Source organism: Metallococcus carri (assembly GCF_011440275.1).
In the GTDB taxonomy this organism is placed as follows: Bacteria; Actinomycetota; Actinomycetes; order Actinomycetales; family Dermatophilaceae; genus Metallococcus; species Metallococcus carri.
This window is the reverse complement of the sequence record NZ_JAAOIV010000012.1, coordinates 97580-123974: the sequence shown is the minus strand read 5'-3', so window position 1 is coordinate 123974 and position 26395 is coordinate 97580. Positions and strand designations below refer to the sequence as shown.

The window sequence follows — 26395 nt, the reverse complement described above, 5'->3', positions numbered from 1 at the left end:
GCGACCAGCCTAACCGTGGACGCGGGCGAGACCGACGGCATCGTCATACCTGTGCAGAACGAGGCGCACGATCCGCGGATCCGCCCCGAGCGGCGCGGTGATCAGATCCGCGCCGGACTGCTCGAGCCGCCGGTGGAAGAAGCCCGGACCGAGCAGGTATGCCGCGACCGCCACCCGGCGCGCTCCCCTGGCCCGCGCCATGGCCACGGCGTCGGCGACCGACGGCTGCGCCGCTGAGCAGAAGCCCACCGTCACCGGCCCGGTCCACAACGCCTGCAGTTGAGCCGCCATCGCCTGGGCGTCCGCCACTCCCTCGGGCCGGCTCGACCCGGCGGCGGCGAGCACGACGGCGTCTTCCGAGCCCGCGCCCGCCTCACGCAGGCGGTCGTGCAGGATCTCGGCGAGCAGCGGGTGCGGTCCGAGCGGTCCGGTATGCCGGGAGTGCTCACCGTCCGCGACCGCCTCGGCGATATCGGTGGACAGGTGGTAACCGGAGGACAGCAGTAGGGGGACGACGGTCACGTCGGCGTCGGGCCGGGAGGCGACCACGGTGGCGACATACGGACTCTGCACGTCGACATAGGCATCGCGCACGTCGAGATCGGGCCGGGCGATTGACACCGCATGGGTGAGATCGCGCACGACCTGCCGACCTGCGGGGTCGTCGGTGCCGTGCGCGGTGAGGACGAGCAGTGGCTTCATCCGCCGACGAGGTCTTCGGCGAGGACGGGCACGCGATACCCGCGCTTGACCACGGTGCTGACGAGCTCTCGCGGGATGGCGTCGCGCAGGCGCGCGACGGCCACCTCCGCCGCGTGCAGGTCGGTGCTCTGACCGGGCAGTGCCGACAGAATCTCGGCCCGGCTGACGACCGCACCCCGCGCCTGCGCGATCAACCGGAGCACGGCCAGCGAGGTCGGCGACAGCACCAGCGGCTGACCGTCCAGCAGAGCGACGCTCGCCAGGATGCGGAGTTCGCCCGCGGTGGTCGGGACGGTCAGCGGCGCGTGCTCGGCGAGCTCGGTGACCAGCGCCCGCACCAGCGCACCGAGGCGGTATCGGTCGGGCACCAACGGGGCAATCCCCTTGTCCTGCAACGGTTGCGCGGTGATCGCACCGACGGCGGCCGCGACCACCCGCTGACGCATCGCCGCCACCACCTGATCGAGCAGGCCCTGCGCGGCAGCGGCGTCGAGGAAGGCCTGGACACCCGGCGCGGAGGTGAAGACCACCGCATCGCACTCGCGCTGAGCGACGGCGACGACGCCCGCGGCGAGGGCTGCCGGGTCGGGCGCCGGGCCCCAGCGGTAGACCACGAGCGGCACCACCGTCGCGCCCGCTGCCACGAGCGCTTCGTCCACTCCGTCGGAGCCGGAGCCGTGGTGCTGCACCGCGATGCGCTGGCCGGCTACCCCGTCCTGCAGCAGGTAATCGCGCACCTCGGCATTGGTCTCAGACTCGGCGACCCAGTCGGCGGTGAGACCCGCGGCCTGCACCGCGCCCCGCGCCTTGGGACCGCGCGCGACGATCCGGGCGCCGGCGAGCACGTCGTGCAGCTCGTCCCCCAGGCCGGCCGCGTCGGCCGCCTCGATCCAGCCAGTGAGGCCCGCGCCGGTGGTCACGACGATCACGTCGGGTTGGTCGGCCACCAATTCCCTTGTGCGAGCGAGCAGTTCGCGGTCATCGACGTGGGGCACGATCGACAATGCGGCAGCGTGAACGACCTCGGCACCCCGCCGCTCGAGCGCAGCGGCCAACTCGGCGCTGCGCCGCTGGGCAGTGAGCACGATGCGGCAGCCGGCGAGTTGGTCGCTGACCGGGTTCACGGGCCCTCGATGGCGTCGACGACCGCGCCGATGACGATCACCGCGGGATTGCCGACGCCCGCCTCGCGCACCCGCCCGGGCAGGTCGGCCAGCGTCCCGCGCACCGTGCGCTGCTGCTCGGTCCAGGCCCGGTGCACGACCGCGGCCGGAGTCGCGGCGTCCTTGCCGGCGCGCACGAGCGCGGTCGTGAGTTCTTCCAGCCGTCCCATTCCCATCAGCACCACGATCGTGTGCGGCCAGGCCGCCAGCACCTCAGGCTCGACCTCGTCGTGCCCCGACACCATCAGCACCCCGCTCGCGACGCCGCGGTGGGTGACCGGCACCAAGCCGGCCATCGGGGCGGCATACGCCGAGGACACACCGGGCACGACCTCGACCTCGACCCCGGCCTCGCGGCAGGCGAGCCATTCCTCGCCACCGCGGCCGAGCACGAACGGATCGCCACCCTTCAGCCGCACGACATAGTCGCCGCGCTGAGCCCGTTCGACGAGCAGGGCGTTGATCTCCGGCTGGGGCACCGGGTGGTGGTAGGGCGTCTTGCCGACATTGACGACCTCAGCGTTCGAACCCAGCGACCGCAGCAGCCCGACCGGCGCCAGTCGGTCGGTCACCACCACATCGGCCCGAGCCAGCTCACGCCGGCCGCGCACGGTGATCAGGTCGTCGGCACCCGGACCGCCGCCGACGAGCACGACCTTGCCGTGGGTTCGGTTGTCGCGCAACGACATTGACCGTTCGGTCACCAGGGAGTCGATGTCGTATGCCGTCGCGCTCACCTGTTCGTGGAACACCTTGTGCCGCTGCGCCCAGGCGGCCAGCGTGGACTGCTCCGCCTCGGTCGCTTCCGGGGTGCTCAGCAGCCAGGCATCGGTCAGGTCGGACTCGGCGAGCGTGTCACCGGCCCACTGCACCCGATCGGCGGCCACCAGCTCGGTGAGGTCTTCGCAGAGGCTGTCGGCATACAGCCGGACGCGCGCGCCCGCAGCGGCGAGGGCCGATGCGCGATCCGCCGCACCGGGACCGCCGCCGACGACGACCACCACGCGGTCGCGCAGGTCGAGGCCATGCAGGGTGCTCACACCGACTCCTCTCGTTGACCGATCTCCACGACGTCTTCACGGAGCCGGACCTGCCAGGTGCCGAGGTTCACGCTCGGTTCGGTCAGGCAGTCGCCGGTCTCCAGGCAAAACGCCTGCTTATACATAGGAGAAGCCAGAGTACGCCGTTCGGTGCCGTCGACCACCGTCGAACCGACGATCCCGCGGGCCATCACGTTCGCGCCGGAGAAGGGGTCACGGTTGCCCACGGCATACACCCGATCGTCCGAAAGCCGCACGACCGCAACCTGATCGGTGCCGACCCGAGCGGCCACGGCCCGCTCCACCGGCAGGTCCGCCAGCCGCGCGACCGTGACCCACATCACGGTCGCACCGCCAGGTCCGGCCCGGCGATCATCACCGGGCGGCGCTGGCCGCGCTCAACGACATACTGCAGCGAGTCGTCGGGCGAGCTGTCGTTGACGAAGGCGGTGAACCGGGCCAGCTTCACCGGGTCCTCGAGCACCGCGCGCCATTCGTCCTGGTAACCGCCGATGTGATCGGCCATCGCGGCGTCGAGTTCGTCCGCGACGCCGAGGCTGTCGTGCAGCACGACATCCCGCACGTGGTCCAGGCCGCCGTCGATCTCCTCCAGCCAGGCGGCCGTGCGCTGCAGCCGGTCGGCGGTGCGGATGTAGTACATGAGGAAGCGGTCGATCGCGCGCACCAGCCCGGCGTCGTCCAGGTCCTCGGCGAACAGCTCGGCATGCCGCGGGGTGAAGCCGCCATTGCCGCCGACGTAGAGATTCCAGCCCTGCTCGGTCGCGATGACGCCGACATCCTTGGCGCGCGCCTCGGCACACTCCCGGGCACAGCCGGAGACGCCGAGCTTGAGCTTGTGCGGCGAGCGCAGCCCGCGATAACGCAACTCCAGGGCGATCGCCATGGCCACCGAGTCCTGGACGCCATACCGGCACCAGGTCTGCCCGACGCAGGACTTCACCGTGCGCAGCGACTTGCCGTAGGCGTGGCCGGACTCGAAGCCGGCGTCCACCAGCCGCTGCCAGATCGCCGGCAGCTGGTCGACACGAGCGCCGAAGAGGTCGATCCGCTGACCGCCGGTGATCTTGGTGTAGAGGTCGAAGTCCTTGGCGATCGCCCCGATCGTCATCAGCCCGTCCGGGGTGATCTCGCCGCCCGGGATCCGCGGCACCACCGAATAGGTGCCGTCCTTTTGCAGATTGGCGAGCATGTGGTCGTTGGTGTCCTGCAGCCCGCCCTGCTCGCCGTCCAGGATGTGACCGTTGCCGAGGCTGGCCAGGATCGAGGCGACCACCGGCTTGCAGATGTCGCAGCCGTGACCGCGTCCATGCCGGGCGATGATCTCGCTGAAGGTGTGCAGACCAGTCACCTGCACGGCGTTGAACAGCTCCGCCCGGCTCAGGTCGAAGTGCTCGCACAGCCCCCGCTGCACCTCGATCCCGGCGCGCTCCTGCTCGGTCTCGACCAGCTTCTTGACCAGCGGCAGGCAGGAGCCGCAGCTCGTGCCGGCCTTGGTGCAGCCCTTCACCTCGGCGAGCGAGCAGCAGCCCTCCTCGGACACCGCCGTGCGGATCTGCCCGGCGGTCACGTTGTTGCAAGAGCACACGCCCGCGTCGTCCGGCAGCTCGATGCCGGCCGCGGCCGCGTCACCGACGTCGGGCACCAGGAAGGCCGCCGGGTCGCAGCCGAGTTCGCGCCCGAGCATCGGGCGCAGGGAGGCGTATGCCGACGCGTCCCCGACCAGGATGCCGCCGAGCAGGGTCTTTGCGTCGTCGGAAAGCACGAGCTTCTTGTAGACCCCGGCGACCGCGTCGGCATAGGCGACCTCGAGGGTGCCCTCACCCGTGGCGAAGGCGTCGCCGAAGGACGCGACGTCGACACCGAGCAGCTTGAGCTTGGTGGAGGAGTCCGCGCCGGGGAAGGTGGCGGACCCGCCGAGCAACCGGTCGGCGGTGATCTCGGCCATCGCATAACCGGGCGCCACCAGGCCCCACACCCGACCCTCGATGCAGGCGACCTCACCGATCGCACTGATCGCCGAATCCGTTGTGCGGCAAGCCTCGTCGACGACAACGCCCCCGCGCTCGCCGACGTCCAGGCCGGCCGCCCGAGCGAGCTCGTCCCGCGGCCGGACACCGGTCGCGAAGATCACGACCTCGGTGTCCAGACTCGAGCCGTCGGCGAAGCGCATCGCCGCGGCCCGGCCGGTGCGCTTGGCCAGCACCTTCGCGGTCGCGGTGCCGGTCAGCACCCGCACGCCGAGATCCTCGATCAGCCGGCGCAGCTGTTCACCGCCGCCCTCGTCCACCTGCAGCGGCATCAGCCGTGGCGCGAACTCCACCACGGTGCTCTCGGCGCCGAGCGCCTGCAACGCGCCGGCGGCCTCCAGCCCCAGCAGACCGCCGCCCACGACGGTACCGCGCACCGGACGATCAGGGTGATCCGAGCGCAACTGTTCGACATACCCGCGCAGGTCGGCGACATCGTCGATGGTGCGATAGACGAAGCAGCCGCGCAGGTCCGAGCCCTCGACCGGCGGGACGGCGGCGGACGATCCGGTGGCCAGCACGAGGTGGTCGTAGCTCAGCCGCTCCCCGGTGCTCAGCGCGACGGTCCGGGCCTCCCGGTCGATCGCGGTCGCGGCGATGCCCTTGCGCAGCCGCACGAGCGGGTCCTGCCACAGCTCGTCCTGGCCGAGGTTCAGCTCCTGCGGGTCACGCCCGGTGAAATAGGTCGTCAGCGCCACCCGGTCGTACGGCGGCCGCGGCTCCTCGGCGAGCACGACGACCTCGAACCGGCCCTCGGCATCGCGGGATCGGAGCGCTTCGACGAAGCGGTGCGCCACCATGCCACCGCCGACGACGACAATGCGTTCGCTCATGGGTTCCTCCTTGACGTGGGGACCGACGCTAGGAAACCGATGTTTCCGAGCCGGTCGCGTGCATGTTTCGGTCGTGCAAACTCGGGTCGACCTCGGCCATCCACTGGCAGATGCCCTGGACGGCATCGCGGCAGCCGCCGCAGCCGGTCGTGGCGCGGGTGCGTGCCGCGATCTGCTCGACGCTGTGCGCGCCGTCGACATGGGCCTCGACGATCGCCTGCTTGGTGACGCCATTGCAGCGACAGACGGTCGCCGACGCCGGCATACTGCGTGGGCTGGGCGCGGGGGCCGAGGTGCCCGCGACCGCCCGCACCAGCAGCTGGGCCGGGTCGAGCGGCACCGGCAACCCGCGCTCGTAGGTCGAGACCAGGTCAGCGGCGATGTCGGCGGCGCCGACACAGACCGCCCCGGTCACCACCCCGTCGTCGACGGCCAGCGTGAGGCAGCGGCCGATGCTGTCGTCGCTCAGCCGCACGACCCGGTGAGCGGGGTCCACGCGGCCGAGCAGCACGACGCTCAGCCCGGCAGCCTTGAGCTGTATGACGTCGTCGGTCCGGTGCTCGGCCGGCGGCAGGTCTCCGGCGATCTCGGCGGCGAGCATCGCGGCCTGCCGCCAGCCCGGGGCGAGCAGTCCGGCGCACCCCTCGGGCGGCTCGGCGCAGTCGCCGATCGCGGCGACCGAGGCATCGGTGATCGACCGGCAGTCGTTGCCGACCACCACACCGCGTCGGGTCTGCAGCCCGGCGGCCCGAGCCAGTTCGATGCGGGGCGTGACGCCGGCGCAGGCCACCACGATGTCGGCGGCGACGGAATTGCCGTCGGAGAGCACGGCGCTCGTGACCCGACCGGATTCACCCTCGAGGCGGTCGACCTCCACGCCGAGCCTGACGCGAATTCCGTTGCGCTCCAGCTGATTTCGCACTACGTCGGCCGACGTTGGGTCGAGCTGCGCCTCCATCAGGTGGTCGGCCCGGTGCACGATCGTCACCTCCACATCCCGGGTGCGCAGGCCGCAGGCGAGCTCGATCCCGAGCAGACCGCCGCCCAGCACGATCATCGGCCGGCCGGGCGAAGCCGCGGCGATGAGCTCGCGGCAGTCGTCGATCGTGCGCAGCGCCTTCACCCCGTGCAGCCCGCGAGCATCGAGCGGCATCCGCGGGCCGGCGCCGGTGGCCAGCACCACGGTGTCGTAGGAGTGCTGCGCACCGTCGCTGTCGTGCACCACCTGGCGGGAGCGGTCGACGGCGACCGCGCTCACGCCGGTGCGCACGTCGACGTCCTCGTGCTCGGGCAGCGTCAGCCCGGCCAGTCGCGCCCGCCCCGCGATCACCTCGCTGAGCATCAACCGGTTGTATGCCGTGTGTGGCTCGCCGCCGAGCACCGTCACCTCGACCGGTCGACCGGTGCGGCGCGTCGCCCGGGTGAGGTCGTCGACGAAGCGGTGCGCCACCATGCCGTGGCCGACGACCACCACGCGATGCGGAGTCATGCGGGGACCTCCCCTGCCGGTGCGACCTGCACGGCGCACGCCTTGAATTGCGGCATCCCGCTCACCGGGTCGGTTGCCGGGTCGGTGAGGTCGTTGATCAGCACCTCGCCGTCGAAGTGGAAGGGCACGAAGACGCATTCGGGTCGCAAGTGGTCGCTCAGCACGACGCGCGCGACAGCGTCGCCACGCTCACTGGTGATGCGGGCCAGCGACCCCTCGTCCAGTCCGAGTCGCTGGGCGGTCACCGGGTGGACCTGGACGGCCGAGCGGGGCGCGGCCCGCACCAGATCGGGCACGCGGGAGGTCTGCGCACCGGACTGGTAGTGCTGCAAGACCCGCCCGGTGAGCAGGTGCAGCGGGCTGTCCGGTCCGAGGCGTTCGGTGGCCGTCACCAGGTCGGGAACGCTCGCCCTCGCCCGGCCGTCCGGCGTCGCGAAGCGGTCCAGGAAGAGCCGCGGGGTGCCGTCTGCGCTGGTGACCGGCCAGTGCAGTGGCGTGACGCTCTCGAGCAGGTCATAGTTCGCGGCGGAATAGTCGGCGAGGCCGCCCTCGCTGGCGCGGCACAACTCCTCGAACACCTCGCGCGGGTCGGTGGCGAAGCGCACCGGCGTGTCCAGGCGCTGCGCGAGTTCGGCCCAGATCCGCAGCTCGTCCCGCACCTCGGCGGGCGGCTCAACCGCACGGCGGCGGCGCAGCAGGCGGCCCTCGAGCGAGGTCATCGTGCCCTCCTCCTCGGCCCACTGGGGCACCGGCAGCACCACGTCGGCGAGTCGGGCGGTCTCCGACGGCACGAAATCGCAGACGACCAGCAGGTCGAGCGCGGCGAGCCGGTCACGCACCCGGGCCGCGTCCGGCCCGCTCACCGCGGGGTTGGCGCCATGCACGAAGAGCACGCGTGGGCCGCCGGGCCGACCGAGGCGGTCCAGCAGCTCGACCGCGGGCAGTCCGGCGCCGGGCAGGTCGGCTTCGTCGACACCCCACACGGCGGCAACCTGTTGTCGCGCAACGGGATCGGTGATCGACCGGTAACCGGGAAGTTGATCGGCCTTCTGCCCGTGCTCGCGGCCGCCCTGCCCGTTGCCCTGGCCGGTGAGGCAGCCATAACCGCTCCCCGGTCGCCCCGGCAGGCCGAGGGCGAGGGCCAGGTCGATCGCCGCGGTGACGGTCGCGGTGCCGTGCGCGTGCTGCTCGGCGCCGCGTCCGGTGAGGACGTACGCACCCCGACCGCCCCGGTGCGGTGCCGCGGAGACCAGCAGGTCCGCGGCCTGCCGGAGTGCGCTGACCGGTATGCCGGTCTCGCGGCTCACCCGCTCCGGCCACCACAGTGCCGCCTCCGTCGCGACGGCGTCCCAACCGCTGACCCGCTCGGCGAGATAGGCCTCGTCGGCGGCCCCGCCCTGGAGCACGAGGTGCACCAGGCCGAGCAAGAGCACCAGATCGGTGCCGGGGATCGGCTGCAGGTGCACGCCGGAGCCGTTCTCGGTGAGCGCGGCCGTGGCCGACCGACGTGGGTCGACCACGATCAGCCCACCGCGTCGGCGCACGCCGTCCAGGTGCACCACCGACGGCGGCATGGTGTCGGCGAGATTGCTGCCGACCAGCAGCACCGCGTCGGCTCCGCCGAGGTCCTCCAGCGGGAAGGGCAGGCCGCGGTCCACCCCGAAGGCGCGGTTGCCCGCGGCCGCCGCGGACGACATACAGAACCGTCCGTTGTAGTCGATCAGCCTGGTGCGCAACGCGATTCGAGCAAACTTGCCGAGGGTGTAGGCCTTCTCGTTGGTGAGACCACCACCGCCGAAGACCGCCACGCCGTCCGCTCCGACCGCCCCCTGAGCGGCCCGCACGGAGCTGACGATCCGGTCGTATGCCGCCTCCCAGGTCACCGGCCGCAGCTCACCCGAGGCGTCGCGCATGAGCGGGGTGGTGATCCGATCCGGCGCCGAGAGCAGTTGGGCGCTGGTCCAGCCCTTCTGACACAGGCCCCCGCGATTGGTCGGGAAATCGCGGGGCTGCACCGCCACCCCGTCCGCTCCGACGCTGAGCGTCATCGCGCACTGCAGGGCGCAGTAGGGGCAGTGGGTGTCGACCATCAGACCCGGTGCTCCCGCAGCGAGGACCCGCGTCGCCCGTAGACCGCCCAGGTGACGATCGCCATCACGACATACAGCACGAGGATGCCCTGCAGGGCCGGGACGATCGTGCCGGTCGGGTGAGCGGCGCCGCGAGTCTGCGCCTTGGCGAGCGAGAACGCTTGCGGGACAAGGAATCCGCCGAAGGCACCGATGGCGCCGACGATGCCGATCGCTCCCGCCGCCAGCCGGCGTGCGGTGGCCCGCTCGGAGGTGGCGTCGAAGACCGCCGGGATCATCCGGTAGACCGACCCGTTGCCGACACCGGTGAAGACGAACAGCCACAGGAAGGACACCATGAAGATGCCGAAGTCCTTGGTGGACAAGGCATACACCGCTCCGGCAGCACCGGCCGCCATGGCGATGAAGGACACGACCGTCACCACCCAGCCACCGACCCGGTCGGCAACGATGCCACCCAGGGGGCGCGACAGCGATCCGACGAGGGCACCGAGGAAGGCCAGCTTGAGACCGTGGCTGGGAAAGGCGTCGTGCAGGACCTTCGGGAAGGCACCGGCGAAGCCGATGAACGAGCCGAAGGTGCCGATGTAGAGGAAGGACAACAGCCAGGTGTGCGGTCGGCGCACCGCGCGAGCCATCGCGCCGGGATCGCCGTGCGCAGCGCTCAGGTTGTCCATGAACCGCCAGGCCAGGAAGGCGGCGATCAGGCAGAGCGGCACGAAGACCCAGCCGGCGAGCGGGAGGTTCGGGTCGGCCACGGTCGCGGCACCGAAGACCACCACGAAGGGCACCGCGAATTGCACTGCGGCGGTGCCCACGTTGCCACCGGCGGCGTTGAGCCCCAACGCCTTTCCCTTCTGCGCGGCGGGATAGAAGAAGGAGATATTGGTCATCGAGGAGGCGAAGTTGCCGCCGCCCAGTCCGGCGAACGCGGCAACGATGAACAGCACCGGGAAGGGCGCGCGAGCGGAGATGGCCAGCGCGAGCCCGACGACCGGGATCAGCAACAGCAGTGCCGAGGCGATCGTCCAGTTGCGGCCACCGAAGCGGGGCACCGCGAAGCTGTAGGGGATCCGCAGGGTCGCCCCGAGCAGGGTGGGGATCGACAGCAGCCAGAACTGCTGGGTGTCGGTGATCGCCGCGCTCCCGGTGTAACCGTAGGCGGCCAGCTGGGGCACCACGATCCCCCAGAGGGCGAAGACGCCGAAGCCGAGGAACTCCGCGAAGACCGACAGCCACAGATTGCGTCGGGCGATCGAACGTCCGGCGAGATCCCATTGCACCGGGTTCTCCGGGTCCCAGCCGTCGATCCAGCGGCCGGGCCGGCGGCGAAGCTCGGCTGTCCCGGACTCGGCCGAGCGCAGATCGGAGGGGGTGAGCGCCATGATGCCTCCAGGCGGTCGTGGTCCGCCCGAATGGCGTCCCGTGACCCGGGACGTTAGGAAGCACGTGTTACGCGCGCCGTCGCACCGGCGTTAACCGGCCGTCACACTCCGCTCACCGCCCGGCCGCCCGGCGGTGAGGTTCGGCCGTCAACAGACCGCTGACCTGGGATTTCAGGCCTGACGGGGCAGCCCGAGGTCGTCCAGACCGTATGCCGAGAGATAGGTCACACCCTCGGCCGCCACCCGGGCCGCGGCGCCGGTGTCGCGGTCGGCGATCACCGCGACCGCGACGACCTCGGCGCCCGCCTCGCGGCAGGCCTGCACCGCCTCGAGCGCCGAGCCGCCGGTGGTAGAGGTGTCTTCGACGACGAGCACCCGACGACCCTTGATCGATGGACCTTCGACGCGCTGCTGCAGGCCGTGGGCCTTCCCGGCCTTGCGGACCACGAAGGCGTCGAGCGGGGTGCCGGCCGCCGCGGAGGCGTGCAGCATGGCGGTCGCGACGGGGTCGGCGCCCATCGTCAGCCCGCCGACGGCGTCATACGTCAGATCCTTGGTGAGGTCGAGCATGACTCGACCGACGAGCGGAGCAGCCTTGCCGGACAACGTGATTCGCCGCAGGTCGACGTAATAGTCGGCCTCCTTGCCCGAGGACAGCGTGACCCGCCCGTGGACGATCGCGTCGTCCTTGATGGCGGCGAGCAGGGCGGAGCGGTCGGCAGCGATGTCGGTCACGGCGCTCAGCCTAGGGTTCAGGACTTGTTGGGGCGGTGCCGGCTGACGATCCGCGGATTGCGCACGATCGCGCGGGGTGCGTGGCGCAGCAGGGTGTGGATCACCTGGTATTGCTTGCCGGGCACTGAGACCACGGTGCCGCGCTCGACATCGGCGAGGCAGTCGTCGACCAGCCGGTCGGCGTCCAGCCACATGAAGCCCGGTGCGGCCTTGTCGGCGTCGATGCCGGCCCGGCCGTGGAACTCGGTGCGCACGAAGCCGGGGCATAGCGCCATCACGCGCACACCGGTGCCGGCGGTCTCCGACGCCAGCGACTCGCTGAAGACGGTCACCCAGGACTTCGCCGCCGAGTAGGTGCCCGAGGCGAGGAAGCTCGCGACCGAGGACACGTTGATGATCGTGCCGCTGCCCCGCGCGCGCATCGCCCGGACCGCGGCGTGGCTGAGCACCAGGACGGCCCGCACGAGCACGTCCAGGTGGTTTTCCTCCTCCTCGATCGTGTTGCCCACGAACGACTTTCGCAGCCCGAAGCCGGCGTTGTTGACGAGCAGGTCGATGGGCCGTTCGGGGTCGGCGACGCGATCGGCCACGCGCTGCAGCTGTTGCCGGTCGCCGAGGTCGGCAGGCAGCACCTCCACCTGCACGCCGTGCGCGTCCTGCAGTTCGCGCTGCAACTCGGTGAGCCGCTGCTCATTGCGGGCGACGACCACCAGGTCGTAGCCGTCGCGGGCGAGGCGGGTGCTGAACGATCGGCCGATCCCGGCGCTCGCGCCGGTGACGAGTGCTGTGGGCATGGCGCTGAGTTTACGGAGCGATCTCGATCTCGTCCGGTGTGTCGCGAATCCCGGCGCGCGCGATCAGCCACCTGCGCAGGTCCGGTATGCCGACCGCGGTCGCCTGCACGTGCAACGTCCAGCGGCCGTCCGCCCACTGAGAGTGCACCGCGGTGACCCCGGCGAGGGCGCGCACGACGGCCTCGGTGCGCTCGACGTCCGGCAGCTCACCGCGCCGGGTCGGTCGTCCGTCCGCCCTGCCGTCGATCACCAGCAGCCCCTGCTCGAGGTGGGCGCGGTCGGTGCGGAAGGTTCGTCCGCGCCCGACCGGTGTCCGCACCTCGAGCACACCACCCACGATCCGCAGGATCACTCCAGGCGCCGGCCGGCCCACGCAGCCCGGCACCCGCCGCAGGTCGGCAGGGGTGGCCACCGCGATCGGCCCGGCCTCGGTGGCGCCGTAGACATTGACCAGCTCGACCTGCTCCGACAGCACCCGCGAGGTCTCCGGCGCGAGCCGATCGGATCCGCTGATCGCCATCCGCACACCCGCCACGAGCAGGCCGGGCAACTGATCCGGTATGCCGGTGATCGCGTCAGTCCCGCTGTCCGACAACAGTTTTCGCGCGTTCGCTGGTGGCAGCCGGTGCAGGTCCAGCAGTCCGACGCCGAGCCACCACGCGGCCATCAGCGCCGCCCAGCCGTGGCTGCTCGTCGGGGGCACCGCGACCCCGAGGCGGGACGGTCGTCGCGGCAAGGCCCGTGGAACGGCCAGATGCTGGGCGAGCATGCGCGGGGTCGGCACGCCGTGGCGGTGGCGATGCGCCGACCCGCTCGTGCCGGACGAGGTGAGCTCTGGGCCCTGCGGCAGGCGGGGCAGCTGCAACGGCCCGGCGCGCAGCTCGTCGTCGAGCACCACCGCACCCGGTTCGACGGGTGATCCGCGCTGTCCGACGAGGACCGGACGCGAACCGGCATACATCGTGGCGAGCACCGCGGTCAGGGTGCCGCGCACGCTCGAGGTCGCGACGAAAACCTTTGTGCCCGAGGGGATTTCCGCGGCACAGTGCGCGGCGTGGGCGAGGAGTTCCCGGCGTGAGACCCCACCCGCGGCGTCGAGCAGGAAGGTCATCGCCGGCGGCGCAGCGACAGCCTCCCGACCCACGCGGGCCCGGTGCTCGGCGCCACTGCGGTGAGGATCGCGCCGGCTCGCGCCCACCCCGGCGACTGCAGCCGCCGGCCGGTCTCGATCGCGCGCACCACCTTGGCGGCGGCCCGCTCGGGCGACATGGCGCCGGCCGGGTTGTCCCCGTAGGTCGGCTCGCTCATCGCGGTGCGCACCAGCGCCAGCTCCACGATCGACACACCGATGCCGTGCGGCGCCAGCTCGGGCCGGATCGAGCGCAGCCAGATGTCGAAGGCCCCCTTGGAGGCGGCATACGAGCTCCACCCGGGGGTCGCGATGCGCGCGCCGACGGTGGTGACCGCGACGATCCGGCCGTCACCGCGGTCGAGCATCGCCGGCAGCAGGCCGAGGATCAGTCGGGTGTGACCGAGGTAGTTGACCCGGATCGAGCGCTCCATGTCGTGCGGCCGGTCGAGCTGGCGCAGCACGCGCCGAGCGATGGACAGACCGGCATTCGCCACGACCACCCCCGGTGGATCGGCCGCAACGGTGGCGAGCGCCGCGTCGATCGAGTTGTCGTCACGCAGGTCGCAGGTGACCACGCTCGCCGAGCCGCCGGCCGCTCGCACGTCGGTGGCCACGGACTCCAGCTCGGATGTGCGCCGGGCGAGCAGCCAGAGGTGACGTCCACTGGGTGCGAGGGCGCGCGCGGTGGCGGCACCGACGCCGGACGAGGCGCCGGTGATCAGGACCGGCCCGGTCGTCACCGCTGCTGTCGGTGGTCGGACTGCTCGCGCGAGCGCCACACGAGATGGACCGCCACCATGCTGACGATCGCCAGCAGGACGTAGGCCCAGCCCCACGGACTGCTCAGATGGGTGAGGCCGTAGCCGAGCTCACACACGACGCCGACCATCAACAGGCCCACCGCGGTCAGTGCGTTCCCATCCATGCGCTGACGGTACCCAGCGGCGCCGACAACCGCGGGCGGCCGGGGTGCGTGTCGGCGCCTGCGCCTACGCTGAACCCCGTGCGCATCGCGACCTGGAACTGCAACTCGATCCGCTCCCGCATCGACCGCGCGGCGGCCCTGCTGGAGCGGCACGACCTGGACGTTCTGCTGCTGCAGGAGACCAAATGCCGTGACGACCAGTTCCCGTTGCTGCCGCTGGAGGCCGCCGGTTACCAGGTCGCCCACCACGGTCTCAACCAGTGGAATGGCGTCGCGATCGTCTCGCGGGTCGGACTGGAGGAGGTGCAGGTCGGCTTCGAGCAGATGCCCGGTTTCGGCGACCCGCTCGTCTCCGAGGCACGCGCGATCGGGGCGACCTGCGGCGGCGTGCGGCTGTGGTCGCTCTACGTCCCCAACGGTCGCGAGATCGGCCATCCGCACTATGACTACAAGCTGGAGTGGCTGAAGGTGCTGCGCGATGACGCCGAGCGCTGGCTCGGCCCGGACGGCTCGGCCCAGGTGATCCTCGGCGGCGACTGGAATATCGCGCCGACCGACGAGGACGTGTGGGATCCCTCCTTCTTCGAGGGCAAGACTCACGTCACCCCGCCCGAGCGCGCGGCCTTCGCCGCGATCGTCGACACCGGGTATGCCGATCTCGTGCGGCCTTATGCTCCCGGCCCCGGCACCTACACCTATTGGGATTACACGCAATTGCGCTTCCCGAAGAAGCAGGGCATGCGCATCGACTTCCTGCTCGGCTCGCCCTCGGTCCAGGCCCGGATGGCCGACGCGTTCATCGACCGCGAGGAGCGCAAGGGCAAGGGCGCATCCGACCACGCGCCGGTTGTCATCACCCTCGACTGACGCGTCGGTCATACTCTGAACCGACCGTTCGCCAGCCGACCGTGAGGTTATCCGCCGTGTCCGACCAGAACTCGAATCACGACCGTCCCACCGAGGCGGTGCCGACGGTCGGTGGGCAGACCTACGGCCAGCAGCCGCCGCAGGACCCCTACAACCAGCCGCCGCCGCAGGACCCCTACGGCCAGCAGTACGGCCAGCAGTATGGCCAGGGATACGGCCAGCCGGGTTATCAGCAGGCCCCGGCATACCAGCAGCCGCAGCCCTATGACCCCTCCTATGGCTATGGCACTCCCTACCAGGCCAAGAAGCAGAATGTCGTCGCGATCGTCGGGCTGGTGCTGTCGGTGCTCGGTCTGTGCTGCGGCTTCCTCAGCATCGGCGGCATCGTCTGCGGTGTCGTCGGGCTGAACCAGTCCAAGGAGACCGGTGAGGGGCGCGGACTGTCGATCGCCGCGATCGTCGTGGGCTCCATCACGATCGTGCTGAGCCTGGGCTACGTGATCTTCTCCTACGCACGCGGCGGCAGCGGCTACTAAGGGCCTCAGTCATGGAGCGCCTTGACACCGACGTCGTCGTCATCGGCAGCGGCTTCTCCGGCATCGCGATGGGCATCGCGTTGCGGGCCGCGGGCCGGGACTTCGTCATCCTGGAGAAGGCCGCCGACATCGGCGGCACCTGGCGGGACAACCGCTATCCCGGGGTGGCCTGCGATGTGCCGAGCCATCTCTACAGCTACAGCTTCGAGCTCAACCCGCTGTGGTCGCGCGCCTACGCGCCGGGCGACGAGATCCAGGACTACCTGCTGTATGTCGTGGAGAAATACCGCCTCCGACCGCACGTCCGCTTCCGGCATACCGTCCAGCACGCCTGGTATGACGAGAAGTTCGGCGTCTGGGAGGTCGTGAGCGCCACCCCGGACGGCCTGCTGACGACCCTGCGCTGCCGCGATCTGGTCGTGGCGGTCGGCCAGCTGCACAGCCCGGCGATCCCCGACCTGCCGGGCCTGGCCGACTTCCGCGGCGAGGTCATGCACACCTCCTCGTGGGAGCCCGGCACCACCGTGCACGGCAAGCGGGTCGGTGTCATCGGCACCGGGGCGACCGCCGTGCAGATCATCCCCGAGCTGGCGCAGGACGCCGCGCGGCTCAGCGTCTTCCAGCGCACGCCGACCTGGGTGATGCCCAAGATCGACCCCGAATATTCCGACTCCCTCGCCCAGACCTACGAGAAGCGGCCCTGGCTGATGCGCGCCCACCGGGCGAAGCTCAAGACCTTCGCCGAGACGCGCTCGCTGGGGTTCACCAAACAGCCGCTGCTCATGCAGGCCGCCTCTCTGGTCGCCCGCCAGCACCTGCACTCGGCGGTGTCCGACGCGAACCTGCGCGACCGGCTGACCCCGGCATACGTCATGGGGTGCAAGCGGATCCCGCTGTCCGACGACTACTACCCGGCCTTCGCGCGCGACAACGTCGAGCTGGTGACCGACGCGATCACCCAGCTGGACGCAACCGGCGTGCGCACCGCGGACGGGGCGCATCACGAGCTCGACCTGCTCGTGCTGGCCACCGGCTTCGATCCGCGTGGCGCCTACCGGGCGCTCGGCGTGGTCGGGGCACGCGGCGCGTCGCTGAGCCATGACATCGACGCGGGCCTGGGCACCTACTACGGCGTGACCGCGGCCGACTATCCCAACCTGTTCTTCCTGCTCGGGCCCAACACCCTGCTCGGTCACACCTCGGTGCTGCTGATGATGGAGGCCCAGGTCGAACTGGTGATGAAGCTGCTCGCCGAGCGCGACCGCCGCGGCGCTGCCGTGGTGGCAGTGCGGCCCGAAGTGGTCGCGCCGTTCACCGCCGAGATGCAGCAGCGCTCACACGGGTCGGTGTGGGAAACCGGTTGTCGCAGTTGGTATCTCAACACCAACGGCGACAACTACGTGCTCTGGCCGGGGTCGGTGCCGGAATACGAGCGGCGGGTGCGTCGGCCCGAGATGGTCGACTACGAGTTCACCACACCACCGGGCGGGTAGTTTCCGAATCCGCGGTATGCCGCAGTGGTCGCCGGCCGAGGAAGACCGCCACCACCGCTGCGACCGCCGCAGCCAGTGCCGCCCCGAGCAGCACCGTGGTCACCTGGGTGACCCCTGCCGCGGTGTATTGCGCCGGGGTGGGATTGCTGAGCGAGCCGATCTCGGCATAGAAGCGGTGCAGCCCGATCGCGGTCAGCAACGCCAGCCCGACGACCATGCCGATCATCCGGGCGACGACGATGAGCGCCGAGGTGACGCCATGGTGTTCCTCGTCGGCGTCGTGCAACGCGGCGTCGTTCACCGGCGCGATCGCCAGGCCGACACCGAGCCCGACGAGGATGAGCAGCACGGTGGCCATCGGGGTTTCGAGCGCCTTGCCGGTCCAGCGCGACATCCCGAAGAGGCCGATCGCGGCGAGGCCGAGACCGGGCCCGGCGACCAGACCGGGACCGACCCGGCGCAGCAGCCAGCCGCCGAGCAAAGCTCCGACCGGCACCGCCAGCAGGAAGCGCACCAGGATGATCGCCGCCTCGGTCTGGGAGTCGGTGACGGTGAGCCGGGCGAGCACCGGGATGTCCACCACCACGGCGACGATCGCGGTGCCGACCAGCAGCGAGACAGCCAGCCCAGGCCGCACCCGGCCGACCACCGAGCCACGAGCGATGAGCGGCGTCGCGGCCCGCCGGTGCCACCACAGGTAGACCACGACCGCGAGGATGCCGATCGGCAGCAGCCACAGCCCCCACGGGCCGACGACCTGGGTCTCGGGGTTGGCCGAGGCGAAGGTCAGCACCAGCGCACCGAGCGCCACCGCGATCAGCAGCGCGCCGAAGAGGTCGGCCCGGCGCAGCACCGGCCACCAATAGCGGGCGGACAGCACGAGCAGCACCGCCAACGCACCCAGACCCCACAGGCCGATGGGCGTCGCGAGCCGGGCCGTGTGACCGGCATACGGGACGAAGGGGTCGCCATACTGGACCGAGGTCGTGAGCGCCTCCGGCGCGATCAGCGCGAGCCCGAGCAGCACGACGGTGACGACGACGGCGAGCGCCGTGAGCGCATGCCACCAGCGCGGAATCGTTGGCGCGTATGCCGATTGCTCGCCGCGGCCGCCCATGAGCCGGATCATGATCGCGAGCACGATGCCGGCGATCGCGTTGATCCAGAAGATCCAGTGCCAGGAGGCGTGCGCGAGGATCAGCGCGCCGAAGAGCGGACCGAGCACCGAGCCGACCTCTTGGACCGCGCCCACCACCCCGAAGGCCGTGCCGCGCTGCCCCGCCGGCCAGAGCGCCGCGACCAGCGCGAGCGTGGCCGGCACCAGACCGCCGCCTCCCACGCCCTGCAGCACCCGACCGGCGACCAGCACTGGCAGCTCGGCGGCAACCGCGGTGATCGACGAGCCGAGCACGAAGATCGCCAGGCACCACAGCAGAATCCGTTGCCGCGCAACGAGATCCGCCAACCGGCCGATGAGCGGCAGCACCGCGATATAACCGAGCAGGAAGCCCGACACGATGGGCGTGGCCTTCTGCAGGGCGTCGACGCCGACCCCGACGCCGGTCATCATGTCCGGCAACGCGAGCACGACGACATAGGTGTCGGCCGCGGCGAGCGCGACCGCCACCGACGCGGTGGCGAGCAGGCCCTTAGGGCGCTGTGATCTCAACCTGAGTGCCGTACTTGGTGAGCTGGATGGTGTAAGACGTGTTGGTCGCGCCCTTGAAGAACGGCCCGGTGAGGGTCATCGTGCGGGCCTCGTTGTTGTCGGTGATGCCGTAGTCGGCCTGGTAGCTGCCGGTGCCGTCGCCCATCAGCAACAGCTGCTTGACGTCGGCGCCGGAGACCGTGCCCTTGATGCTCTGGACGATGTCGGCGCCGCTGCGCTTCTTGGCGGCGAAGCGGGGGCCCGTCACCTTCACCAGCAGGCTGGACAGCCCGTTGGTGGTGGAGAACAGCTGCGCCGGGTCGGGAGCGCCGTAGTCCTTGGGGTTGATCGCCTTGTACGTCTTTTGGAACGGCAGGATCGCGTAGGTCTTGCCGCCGGTCGCGATGATCGGCACGTCCGCCGACAGGCCGCCGACCTGGGCCTTGATGGAGCCCTTGAAGGCGGGAGCGTGGGTGCCGGCGCCGTCGGCGCTCAGCAGACCGGAGGCGGTCTTGGGGACATTGGCCGAGGTCACCTTGATGGTGAAGCCGGAGGTGCTGTCGACGACCTTCTTGGCCGCGGCGAGGCGAGCCTGCGGGGTGTTGGCGACCGATGTGGAGCCGGTGCCGCCGCCCTTCTTCCCCGATGTGCTGCTGCATCCGGTGAGGGCGAGGCTGGCGACGATGAGCGTGGTGGCGGGAATGGCCAGGACGCGGGAGTGCATGCAGACAACCTAACGTCGGAAGGAGCGGGCTTCGTGCGCAACGGTGGATACGCGCCCTATTCGACGCCTGAGTGGCCTGCCTGGTTGCCCGTGCGAGACTGCCCCGCGATGAAGAAGGTCTCGATCGTCGGTGGCGGCATCGCGGGGCTGACGCTGGCCGCGGCGCTCGATCCGGCGCGGTTCGCGGTCACCCTGATCGAGGCGGAGCCGGAGCGCGAGGCGGTCGGCGCGGGCATCGGCCTGTGGCCGTCGGCGCGGCGGGCGCTGGCTCGGATCGGCGTGACCGGGCTGCCCGAGGCCGATGGGCGGACGGTCGGCGCGCTGCATACCCTCACCGGCCGGCGGCTGGTCCCACTGCGCGGACCCGACCTGCAGATCATTCGCCGGCCGCAGCTCATGGCGGCGCTCGCCGCTGCCGTGCCGGAGTCGGTCGAGCGGCGGACCCTCGCCGTCACCGATCCGGCGGTGCTCGACGGCGCCCTGGTCATCGGCGCAGACGGGGTGCGCAGCCGGGTGCGCGGGCTGGTCCATCCACCCGCCGCGGAGCGCGTCGAGACCCCGTGGGTCACCTTGCGCGGCATCCTGCCCACCGTCGACCCGGCCGCCGTCGGCGAATACTGGGGTCGCGGCCGCCTCTTCGGCCTGGCACCGCTGGTCGGCGGAGGCGGGTATTGGTTCACCGCGCATCGCAGCACCCTCGGCCCCGAGCCGCTCTCGCCCTCCGCGGTCCTGGCCGAGGCGAGCGAGAGGTATGCCGACGCTAGCCCCGGCATACGGCGGATCCTGGCGTCCCCCGGTGCCGACACGTTGGCGACCCGGCTGTGGACGGTGCGCACGATGCCGCGCTATATCCGCGGAAGGTATGCCGTGCTCGGCGACGCGGCGCATGCCTCGCTGCCCAACCTCGGGCGGGGCGGGTGCGACGCGATCCTGGACGCGGTGTCGCTGGCCACGACGCTGAACTCCGGCCGGTCGCTCGCCACCTGGCAGGCACGCCGACTGCCCGTCACCCAGGCCGCGCGGCTCGGCGCGGCAGGGCTGATGAACGTCGCGACCCTGGCCGCGGTCAGTCGCCGGTGAGATCGAGCGCAGCGCGTGCTGTGGCGACCCAGGCCGGCTGCTTGCCGTAGCGCTGGCTCGGGATCAACCGCCCGTGCCGGCTGTCGTCGATGAGCTGCTCGAGTCGCTTCTCCCGGGTGGCTTCCTGCTTGGCCGACAGCACCCAGTGGGTGCAGATCCGGCGATAGCCGGGGGTCGCGGCCGACCAGAAGGCCGAGGCGACGGGATCGGCCAGGAGGCGGGCGGCATACGGCTCGGGCAGCTCGCGGACCGGCTGCTCGAAGGAGTAGACGCCGGTGCGATCCGGGCGGCGCTGCTCGAACGCGGCGAGCCCGGCCGGTGTCATCGCGCCCTCGGCGATCAGTCGCTCGACGTGGGCGACGTTGACCGCACTCCAGGTGCTGCCCGGCTTGCGCGGCGTCCAGCGCTGGCGCACCGAGTCGTCGTCGATGGTCTGGACCTGGCTGTCGATCCAGCCGAAACACAACGCGACCGGCACGGCGTCGGCCCAGGTGAGGCCGCGATCGACGACATGCTTCTTGTGCAGCCCCATCCAGAGCTCGGTGCGGTCGGCGTGATGCAGCTCGAGCCAGCTGCGCCACTGCGCCGCGTCGGTGAAGAAGCGGGCCGGGCGCTCCGCGGAGCCACCGGGGCGACCTGGCTCACGTTCTGGCCGATTCATCTCCGCAGCGTGACACGGATCTGCGAAGCTGCCCACCATGCCCGACCCGATTCGCCGCACTGTGCGGACCTCCGACGGTGCCCGCCTCGCCACCTTCGTCCGGGAGGGCGAGGGCCCGACCATCGTGCTCGCGCACGGCTGGACCAACAGCCACCAGGTGTGGCACCGCGTGCTCGACGCGCTCGGCCCGGACGCGCGGGTCGTCACCTACGACCAGCGCGGACACGGCCGGTCCACGCTCGCCGGGGGCACGCACCGCTCGCGCGGGGAGTCGATCAAGCGGCTCGGCCGCGATCTGGCCGAGGTCATCGCCGCGACCGCTCCGGAGGGACGGCTGGTGCTCGGCGGCCATTCGATGGGTGGCATGACGGTCATGGCGTATGCCGGGCTGGCCGGCCCCGAGGCTTTGGCGCGCATCGATCGGGTCTCGCTCATCGGGACGGCGGCCGGTGAACTGCGCGGTGCGGGACTACCCGCAGAGGCGCAGATCATGCGGGCGATGTCGCTGCTGCCGACCCGAACCAAGCTCGGCCGGCTGGTCAGCACCAAGCGGACCCGCAGCTACACCTTCGGCGAGGACCCGCGCGAGGAGGACGTGCGACTCGCGCGGCAACTGTCGGCACGCACGACGATGGTGACCTATGGGTCGTTCTACGGAGCACTCATGCAGCACGACGAACGCGAGGCGCTGCAGCATCTCGCCCCGATCCCGACGACGATCCTGGTCGGTGAGCTCGACAAGCTCACGCCTAAGGGGCTGGCCCGTCGAATGGCCGAGCGGATGCCGGAGGCGCACCTGGAGATCGTGCCGCGGGCGGGCCACATGCTTCCCCTCGAACGCCCCGAGCTCGTCGCCGCCACCCTCACCGACCCCGCGAAACGTCAGTAAATCCCCGCGAAACGTCAGTAATGCCTCGCGAAACGTCACCAAATCCTCGCGAAACGTCACCAAATCCGCGCGAGCCGGCACCCGTGACGTTGCTGGGGGTGGCCGTGGTGAGTTTCGGGCTGGGGATCGCCGCGACGGTGCGCTGGGGACACGCCATCCTCACGAGCATCGGGACGAGCGGGCTCAGCGACGCGATGCGGACAATGCTGGGGTGGCTGCCGATCGGTGGATTCGTGATCCTGATCGGAGCGATCATCCTGTGGCGCGCCTCCGGCGGGGGTCGCGCGCTCACCGCGTCGGTGCTGCAGATCGCGGCCGGCACGTTCTGGGCTGGCGCCGCCTTCTGGTTCCTGCCGGCACGCGGGAGCGGTTACCAGAGTTTCAGCGCCCGACTCGAACCCGCCGGGCCGGCCTTCGTCCGAGCTGCCACCTGGATGACTTACCTGGGACTGCCGCTGCTGCTGATGACGATCGCCGGGGGCGTAATGCTCCGGGCGGGGGCCGGGCGGCGCTGGATCCCCGTCCTGGCGCTCGCCCCGCCGCTGCTCGCGCTCGCCGCGCTCCTGCTGCTGAGGTGACGTCTCGCGAGGATTTGGTGACGTCTCGCGAGGCACTACTGACGTTTCGCGAGGCATTACTGACGTTTCGCGCGGAGGAGTGGCTCTAGTTGGCGGTCTTGACCTCCAGCCCGTTGTCGTCAGCGTTCATCTCGACCGTGACGTCCTCGCCGTCGCGGACCTTGCCGCCGAGCAGCGCCATCGCCAGCCGGTCACCGATCTCCTTCTGCACCAGGCGGCGCAGCGGACGGGCGCCGTATGCCGGGTCGTAACCGGTGTCGGCCAGCCACTTGCGGGCGGGCTCGGTGACGGTGAGGGTGATCCGCCGGTCGGCGAGTCGCCGCGAGACCGCCGAGACGGCCAGGTCGACGATGCGGCCGAGCTCGTCCCTGGTCAGCGGGTCGAAGATCACGATCTCGTCCAGCCGGTTGAGGAACTCCGGCTTGAAGGACGCGCGCACCGCGCTCATCACCGAGTCCTTCTTCTGCTCCGGCGACAGCGAGGGGTCGATGAGGAACTGCGAGCCGAGGTTGCTGGTCATGATCAAGATGACGTTGCGGAAGTCGACCGTGCGGCCCTGACCATCGGTGAGCCGGCCGTCGTCGAGCACCTGCAACAGGATGTCGAAGGTCTCCGGGTGGGCCTTCTCGACCTCATCGAGCAGCACGACGCAGTAGGGCCGGCGCCGCACCGCCTCGGTCAGCTGGCCGCCCTCCTCGTAGCCGACATAGCCGGGAGGCGAACCGATCAGCCGCGCGACGGCGTGCCGCTCGGAGTACTCCGACATGTCGATGCGCACGATCGCGCGGTCGTCGTCGAAGAGGAAGTCCGCGAGCGACTTGGCGAGCTCGGTCTTGCCGACACCCGTGGGACCGAGGAAGAGGAACGAACCGGTCGGCCGGTCGGGGTCGGCGATGCCGGCCCGCGAGCGCCGCGTCGCGTCCGAAACCGCTTGCACCGCAAGGCGTTGGCCGATGAGCCGCTCGCCGATGACGTCCTCCATGCGCAGCAGCTTCTCGGTCTCGCCCTCCAGCAGGCGGCCGGCCGGGATGCCGGTCCACGACGAGATGACATCGGCGATGTCGTCCGGGCCGACCTCCTCCTTGACCATCGGACCCTCGCCACCGGCGGTCGAGGCGGTCGCCTCAGCCTCCTGGGCGGCGGTGAGCTCCTTTTCGAGCGCGGGCAGATCGCCATACCGGATCTTGGCCGAACCACCCAGATCGCCTTCTCGCTCAAGGCGATCGGCCTGGGTGCGCAGTTCGTCGATGCGCGCCTTGATGTCACCGACCTTGTTGAGCGAGCTCTTCTCGGCCTCCCACCGCGCGGTCAGCGCGGACAGTTGCTCCTGCTTGTCGGCGAGGTCGGCGTTGAGCCGCTCCAGCCGGTCCTTGGAGGCGTCGTCGGTCTCGTTCTCCAGGTGCAGCTGCTCCATCTTCAGCCGGTCGACCGAGCGGCGCAGCTCGTCGATCTCGACGGGCGAGGAGTCGATCTCCATCCGCAGTCGCGAGGCGGCCTCGTCGATCAGGTCGATCGCCTTGTCCGGCAGCTGCCGCGAGGTGATGTAGCGGTCCGACAATGCGGCCGCCGCGACGAGCGCCGAGTCGGCGATCGCCACCTTGTGGTGCGCCTCGTAGCGCTCCTTCAGGCCGCGCAGGATGGCGATGGTGTCCTCGACACTCGGCTCGCCGACATACACCTGCTGGAAGCGGCGCTCCAGCGCCGGGTCCTTCTCGATGTGCTCGCGGTATTCGTCCAGCGTGGTCGCGCCGACCAGCCGCAGTTCGCCGCGGGCCAGCATCGGCTTGAGCATGTTGCCGGCGTCCATCGCGGAGTCGCCGGTCGCACCGGCGCCGACCACGGTGTGCAGCTCGTCGATGAAGGTGATGACCTGGCCACCGGAGCCCTTGATCTCCTCCAGCACGGCCTTCAGCCGCTCCTCGAACTCACCACGGAACTTCGCGCCGGCCACCATCGCGCCGAGGTCGAGGGAGACAAGTCGCTTGTCCCGCAACGATTCTGGGACGTCGCCGGCCACGATGCGCTGGGCCAGCCCCTCGACGACGGCGGTCTTGCCGACGCCGGGCTCACCGATCAACACCGGGTTGTTCTTGGTGCGCCGCGAGAGCACCTGCACGACCCGCCGGATCTCCGAGTCACGACCGATGACCGGGTCGAGCTTGCCCTCGCGGGCCTCGGCGGTCAGGTCGGTGCCGTACTTCTCCAGCGCGTCGAAGGTCCCCTCGGGCTCCGCGGAGGTCACCTTCGCACCCCCACGCGTCTGCGGTATGGCGGCCTCGATCGCCTCGGCGTTCAGCCCGAACTCTCCTGTGCGCGCTAGAGCGAGCAACAGGTGATCGGTGGAGGTGAAGGTGTCGCCCATCGCGCTCATCGCCTGACGCGCCTGCTCCAGCACGTTGACCAGGGCGCGGGACATTTGCGGCTGCGCGACCGAGCTGCCGGCCGCGGACGGCAGGGCGTCGACCTTCTGCTGCGCGAGCGTGGCGACGGCCTGGGCGGAGGTGCCGCACGCTTCCAGCAGCGGCGCAGTCGTGGTGTCGGTCTGGCGGGCGAGGGCCAGCAACAGGTGCGCCGGCTCCACGGTCGGGTTGCCGGCCTGCGTGGCCGCGCGAACGGCATCGGACAGCGCCTCTTGCGCCTTCGTCGTCAGCTGAAGATCCACCGGTCTGTGCTCCTTAGGTCAGGTCTCAAGATGGGACGGAATGCGCGTGGCGGGCGACGCCGGCATACGACATTCCTACTGGTTACGACAACGACACGGAAGTTGAGTCTATTCCGCTCAACTTCCGTGTCGTGCGCTTCGCGGCCGGTTACTTCAGCGCGACCTTCGTCCCGCCGGAGAACGCCGAGTCGTGCAACTCGATCGAGACCGGCACCGCGCCCTTGGGCATGTCGTAGACCAGCACGCCCGTCAACTGATTGCCGGGGTTGATCTCCTTGAAGATGATGTTGTCGTCGCCCATGTAGATCGCCGCTTCGGACGACGGCGCGAACTGCCGCCCCTGGTTGTCGGTGACCTTCTGGTTGGAGTCGAACATCGACTGCGGCACGTCACCGATGTTCTTGACGGTCACGGTGATCAGCACGAACTGGCCCTGCGCCTTGGTGCCGAAGCTCGAGTCGCCGACCGACGCGACGCCGGTGCGCACCTTGGTGACGGTGAACTCGAACTTGCCGTCCCGCACCGGGGTGCCAATGCCCGGACCCTTCGGCGCCGCCGGCGCGGCCTTGGTGGTGGACGCGCTCGGCGCCGACGAGGCGCCGCTCGCGTCGGACGAGCCCGCGTCGGACGAGTTCGCGACCGGCTCGGAGGCCGACGAGCTGTCGTCGCTGCTCGAGTTCGATCCGCCGCCACCACTCACCGCGGTGGCAAAGCCGCCCAGCAGGAGGATGGCGATCAGCCCGGTCAGGATCTTGTGCCGCACGAACCAGTTCTTCTTCTTGACCGGCGGGGTGGGCGGCATGCCCGGGCGCCAGCCCTGCGGAGCGCTCGGCCCATAGCCGGGCGGCTGACCGTGCCAGGGCTGCTGCGGCTGCTGCGAGTTCTGCTCGTTCATGGTGAATCTTCCTCCAGGACAACGGG

24 protein-coding genes are annotated in these 26395 nt (G+C 70.8%); 6 read left to right on the top strand and 18 right to left on the bottom strand.

Annotation, left to right across the window (positions count from 1 at the left end):
* Window positions 1-9: 9 nt before the first annotated feature.
* The 13 genes from G9U51_RS15295 to G9U51_RS15235 form a co-directional block, all read right to left on the bottom strand.
* Window positions 10-702 (bottom strand): sirohydrochlorin chelatase, encoded by a 693-nt coding sequence (locus G9U51_RS15295; protein ID WP_166198079.1) that lies wholly within the window; start codon window positions 700-702, stop codon window positions 10-12.
* The gene (locus G9U51_RS15290) at window positions 699-1826 is read right to left on the bottom strand and encodes a uroporphyrinogen-III synthase (RefSeq protein ID WP_166198077.1); all 1128 of its coding nucleotides are present in this window, start codon (window positions 1824-1826) and stop codon (window positions 699-701) included. Before G9U51_RS15290 ends, G9U51_RS15295 begins: the two co-directional genes overlap by 4 nt.
* On the bottom strand, window positions 1823-2905 hold the full coding sequence (gene cobA, locus G9U51_RS15285) for a uroporphyrinogen-III C-methyltransferase (protein ID WP_166198075.1): 1083 nt from the start codon (window positions 2903-2905) through the stop codon (window positions 1823-1825). Before cobA ends, G9U51_RS15290 begins: the two co-directional genes overlap by 4 nt.
* Window positions 2902-3246, bottom strand: coding sequence for a nitrite reductase small subunit NirD (gene nirD / locus G9U51_RS15280; protein WP_166198073.1), 345 nt, complete (start codon window positions 3244-3246; stop codon window positions 2902-2904). The genes cobA and nirD overlap by 4 nt, the downstream gene beginning before the upstream one ends.
* Entirely contained in the window at window positions 3246-5786 is a 2541-nt protein-coding gene (gene nirB, locus G9U51_RS15275) for a nitrite reductase large subunit NirB (RefSeq protein ID WP_166198071.1), read from the bottom strand. Before nirB ends, nirD begins: the two co-directional genes overlap by 1 nt.
* Before the next feature lie 28 nt (window positions 5787-5814).
* The gene (locus G9U51_RS15270) at window positions 5815-7275 is read right to left on the bottom strand and encodes an FAD-dependent oxidoreductase (protein WP_166198069.1); all 1461 of its coding nucleotides are present in this window, start codon (window positions 7273-7275) and stop codon (window positions 5815-5817) included.
* The gene (locus tag G9U51_RS15265; RefSeq protein ID WP_166198067.1) at window positions 7272-9365 is read right to left on the bottom strand and encodes a molybdopterin oxidoreductase family protein; all 2094 of its coding nucleotides are present in this window, start codon (window positions 9363-9365) and stop codon (window positions 7272-7274) included. Before G9U51_RS15265 ends, G9U51_RS15270 begins: the two co-directional genes overlap by 4 nt.
* Window positions 9365-10750 (bottom strand): MFS transporter, encoded by a 1386-nt coding sequence (locus G9U51_RS15260; RefSeq protein WP_166198065.1) that lies wholly within the window; start codon window positions 10748-10750, stop codon window positions 9365-9367. Before G9U51_RS15260 ends, G9U51_RS15265 begins: the two co-directional genes overlap by 1 nt.
* Window positions 10751-10921: 171 nt before the next feature.
* Window positions 10922-11485 (bottom strand): orotate phosphoribosyltransferase, encoded by a 564-nt coding sequence (pyrE, locus tag G9U51_RS15255; RefSeq protein WP_166198063.1) that lies wholly within the window; start codon window positions 11483-11485, stop codon window positions 10922-10924.
* 17 nt (window positions 11486-11502) lie between these two features.
* The gene (locus tag G9U51_RS15250; RefSeq protein WP_166198061.1) at window positions 11503-12279 is read right to left on the bottom strand and encodes an SDR family NAD(P)-dependent oxidoreductase; all 777 of its coding nucleotides are present in this window, start codon (window positions 12277-12279) and stop codon (window positions 11503-11505) included.
* A gap of 10 nt (window positions 12280-12289) precedes the next feature.
* On the bottom strand, window positions 12290-13423 hold the full coding sequence (locus tag G9U51_RS17925) for an AMP-binding protein (RefSeq protein WP_166198059.1): 1134 nt from the start codon (window positions 13421-13423) through the stop codon (window positions 12290-12292).
* Window positions 13387-14151 carry an SDR family NAD(P)-dependent oxidoreductase gene (locus G9U51_RS15240; protein WP_166198057.1) on the bottom strand — a complete coding sequence of 255 codons (765 nt, stop codon included), beginning with the start codon at window positions 14149-14151 and terminating at the stop codon, window positions 13387-13389. The genes G9U51_RS17925 and G9U51_RS15240 overlap by 37 nt, the downstream gene beginning before the upstream one ends.
* A complete protein-coding gene (locus tag G9U51_RS15235) occupies window positions 14148-14336 on the bottom strand; it encodes a hypothetical protein (RefSeq protein ID WP_166198055.1) in 189 nt (62 codons plus the stop codon). Before G9U51_RS15235 ends, G9U51_RS15240 begins: the two co-directional genes overlap by 4 nt.
* 78 nt (window positions 14337-14414) lie before the next feature.
* Between G9U51_RS15235 and G9U51_RS15230 the strand changes: the two genes are divergently transcribed.
* From G9U51_RS15230 to G9U51_RS15220, 3 genes are read left to right on the top strand one after another with little or no spacing between them, the layout of a single operon-like run.
* The gene (locus G9U51_RS15230) at window positions 14415-15203 is read left to right on the top strand and encodes an exodeoxyribonuclease III (RefSeq protein ID WP_166198053.1); all 789 of its coding nucleotides are present in this window, start codon (window positions 14415-14417) and stop codon (window positions 15201-15203) included.
* Between the two features lie 56 nt (window positions 15204-15259).
* Window positions 15260-15739, top strand: coding sequence for a DUF4190 domain-containing protein (locus G9U51_RS15225; RefSeq protein WP_166198051.1), 480 nt, complete (start codon window positions 15260-15262; stop codon window positions 15737-15739).
* An 11-nt stretch (window positions 15740-15750) separates the two neighbouring features.
* Entirely contained in the window at window positions 15751-17232 is a 1482-nt protein-coding gene (locus G9U51_RS15220; RefSeq protein WP_166198049.1) for a flavin-containing monooxygenase, read from the top strand.
* Here the strand turns inward: G9U51_RS15220 and G9U51_RS15215 are convergent.
* Entirely contained in the window at window positions 17210-18901 is a 1692-nt protein-coding gene (locus G9U51_RS15215) for an MFS transporter (RefSeq protein WP_166198047.1), read from the bottom strand. The genes G9U51_RS15220 and G9U51_RS15215 overlap by 23 nt on opposite strands.
* Window positions 18882-19604: an LppX_LprAFG lipoprotein gene (locus tag G9U51_RS15210; RefSeq protein WP_166198045.1), complete on the bottom strand. Its 723-nt coding sequence runs from the start codon at window positions 19602-19604 to the stop codon at window positions 18882-18884. The genes G9U51_RS15215 and G9U51_RS15210 overlap by 20 nt, the downstream gene beginning before the upstream one ends.
* 108 nt (window positions 19605-19712) lie before the next feature.
* Between G9U51_RS15210 and G9U51_RS15205 the strand changes: the two genes are divergently transcribed.
* Window positions 19713-20684, top strand: coding sequence for an FAD-dependent monooxygenase (locus G9U51_RS15205; RefSeq protein ID WP_166198127.1), 972 nt, complete (start codon window positions 19713-19715; stop codon window positions 20682-20684).
* Here the strand turns inward: G9U51_RS15205 and G9U51_RS15200 are convergent.
* Entirely contained in the window at window positions 20671-21345 is a 675-nt protein-coding gene (locus G9U51_RS15200) for a YdeI/OmpD-associated family protein (protein WP_166198043.1), read from the bottom strand. The genes G9U51_RS15205 and G9U51_RS15200 overlap by 14 nt on opposite strands.
* A gap of 37 nt (window positions 21346-21382) precedes the next feature.
* Here G9U51_RS15200 and G9U51_RS15195 point away from each other — a divergent pair, with 37 nt between their 5' ends.
* Both G9U51_RS15195 and G9U51_RS15190 read left to right on the top strand, forming a co-directional pair.
* Window positions 21383-22234 carry an alpha/beta fold hydrolase gene (locus tag G9U51_RS15195; RefSeq protein ID WP_166198042.1) on the top strand — a complete coding sequence of 284 codons (852 nt, stop codon included), beginning with the start codon at window positions 21383-21385 and terminating at the stop codon, window positions 22232-22234.
* An 83-nt stretch (window positions 22235-22317) separates the two neighbouring features.
* Window positions 22318-22812 (top strand): hypothetical protein, encoded by a 495-nt coding sequence (locus G9U51_RS15190; protein WP_166198041.1) that lies wholly within the window; start codon window positions 22318-22320, stop codon window positions 22810-22812.
* Window positions 22813-22897: 85 nt separating this feature from the next.
* Here G9U51_RS15190 and clpB read toward each other — a convergent pair whose 3' ends face one another.
* Together clpB and G9U51_RS15180 are read right to left on the bottom strand one after the other, a co-directional pair.
* Entirely contained in the window at window positions 22898-25474 is a 2577-nt protein-coding gene (gene clpB / locus G9U51_RS15185; protein ID WP_166198040.1) for an ATP-dependent chaperone ClpB, read from the bottom strand.
* A gap of 148 nt (window positions 25475-25622) precedes the next feature.
* Window positions 25623-26369, bottom strand: coding sequence for a DUF4352 domain-containing protein (locus tag G9U51_RS15180; protein WP_166198039.1), 747 nt, complete (start codon window positions 26367-26369; stop codon window positions 25623-25625).
* Window positions 26370-26395: the final 26 nt, after the last annotated feature.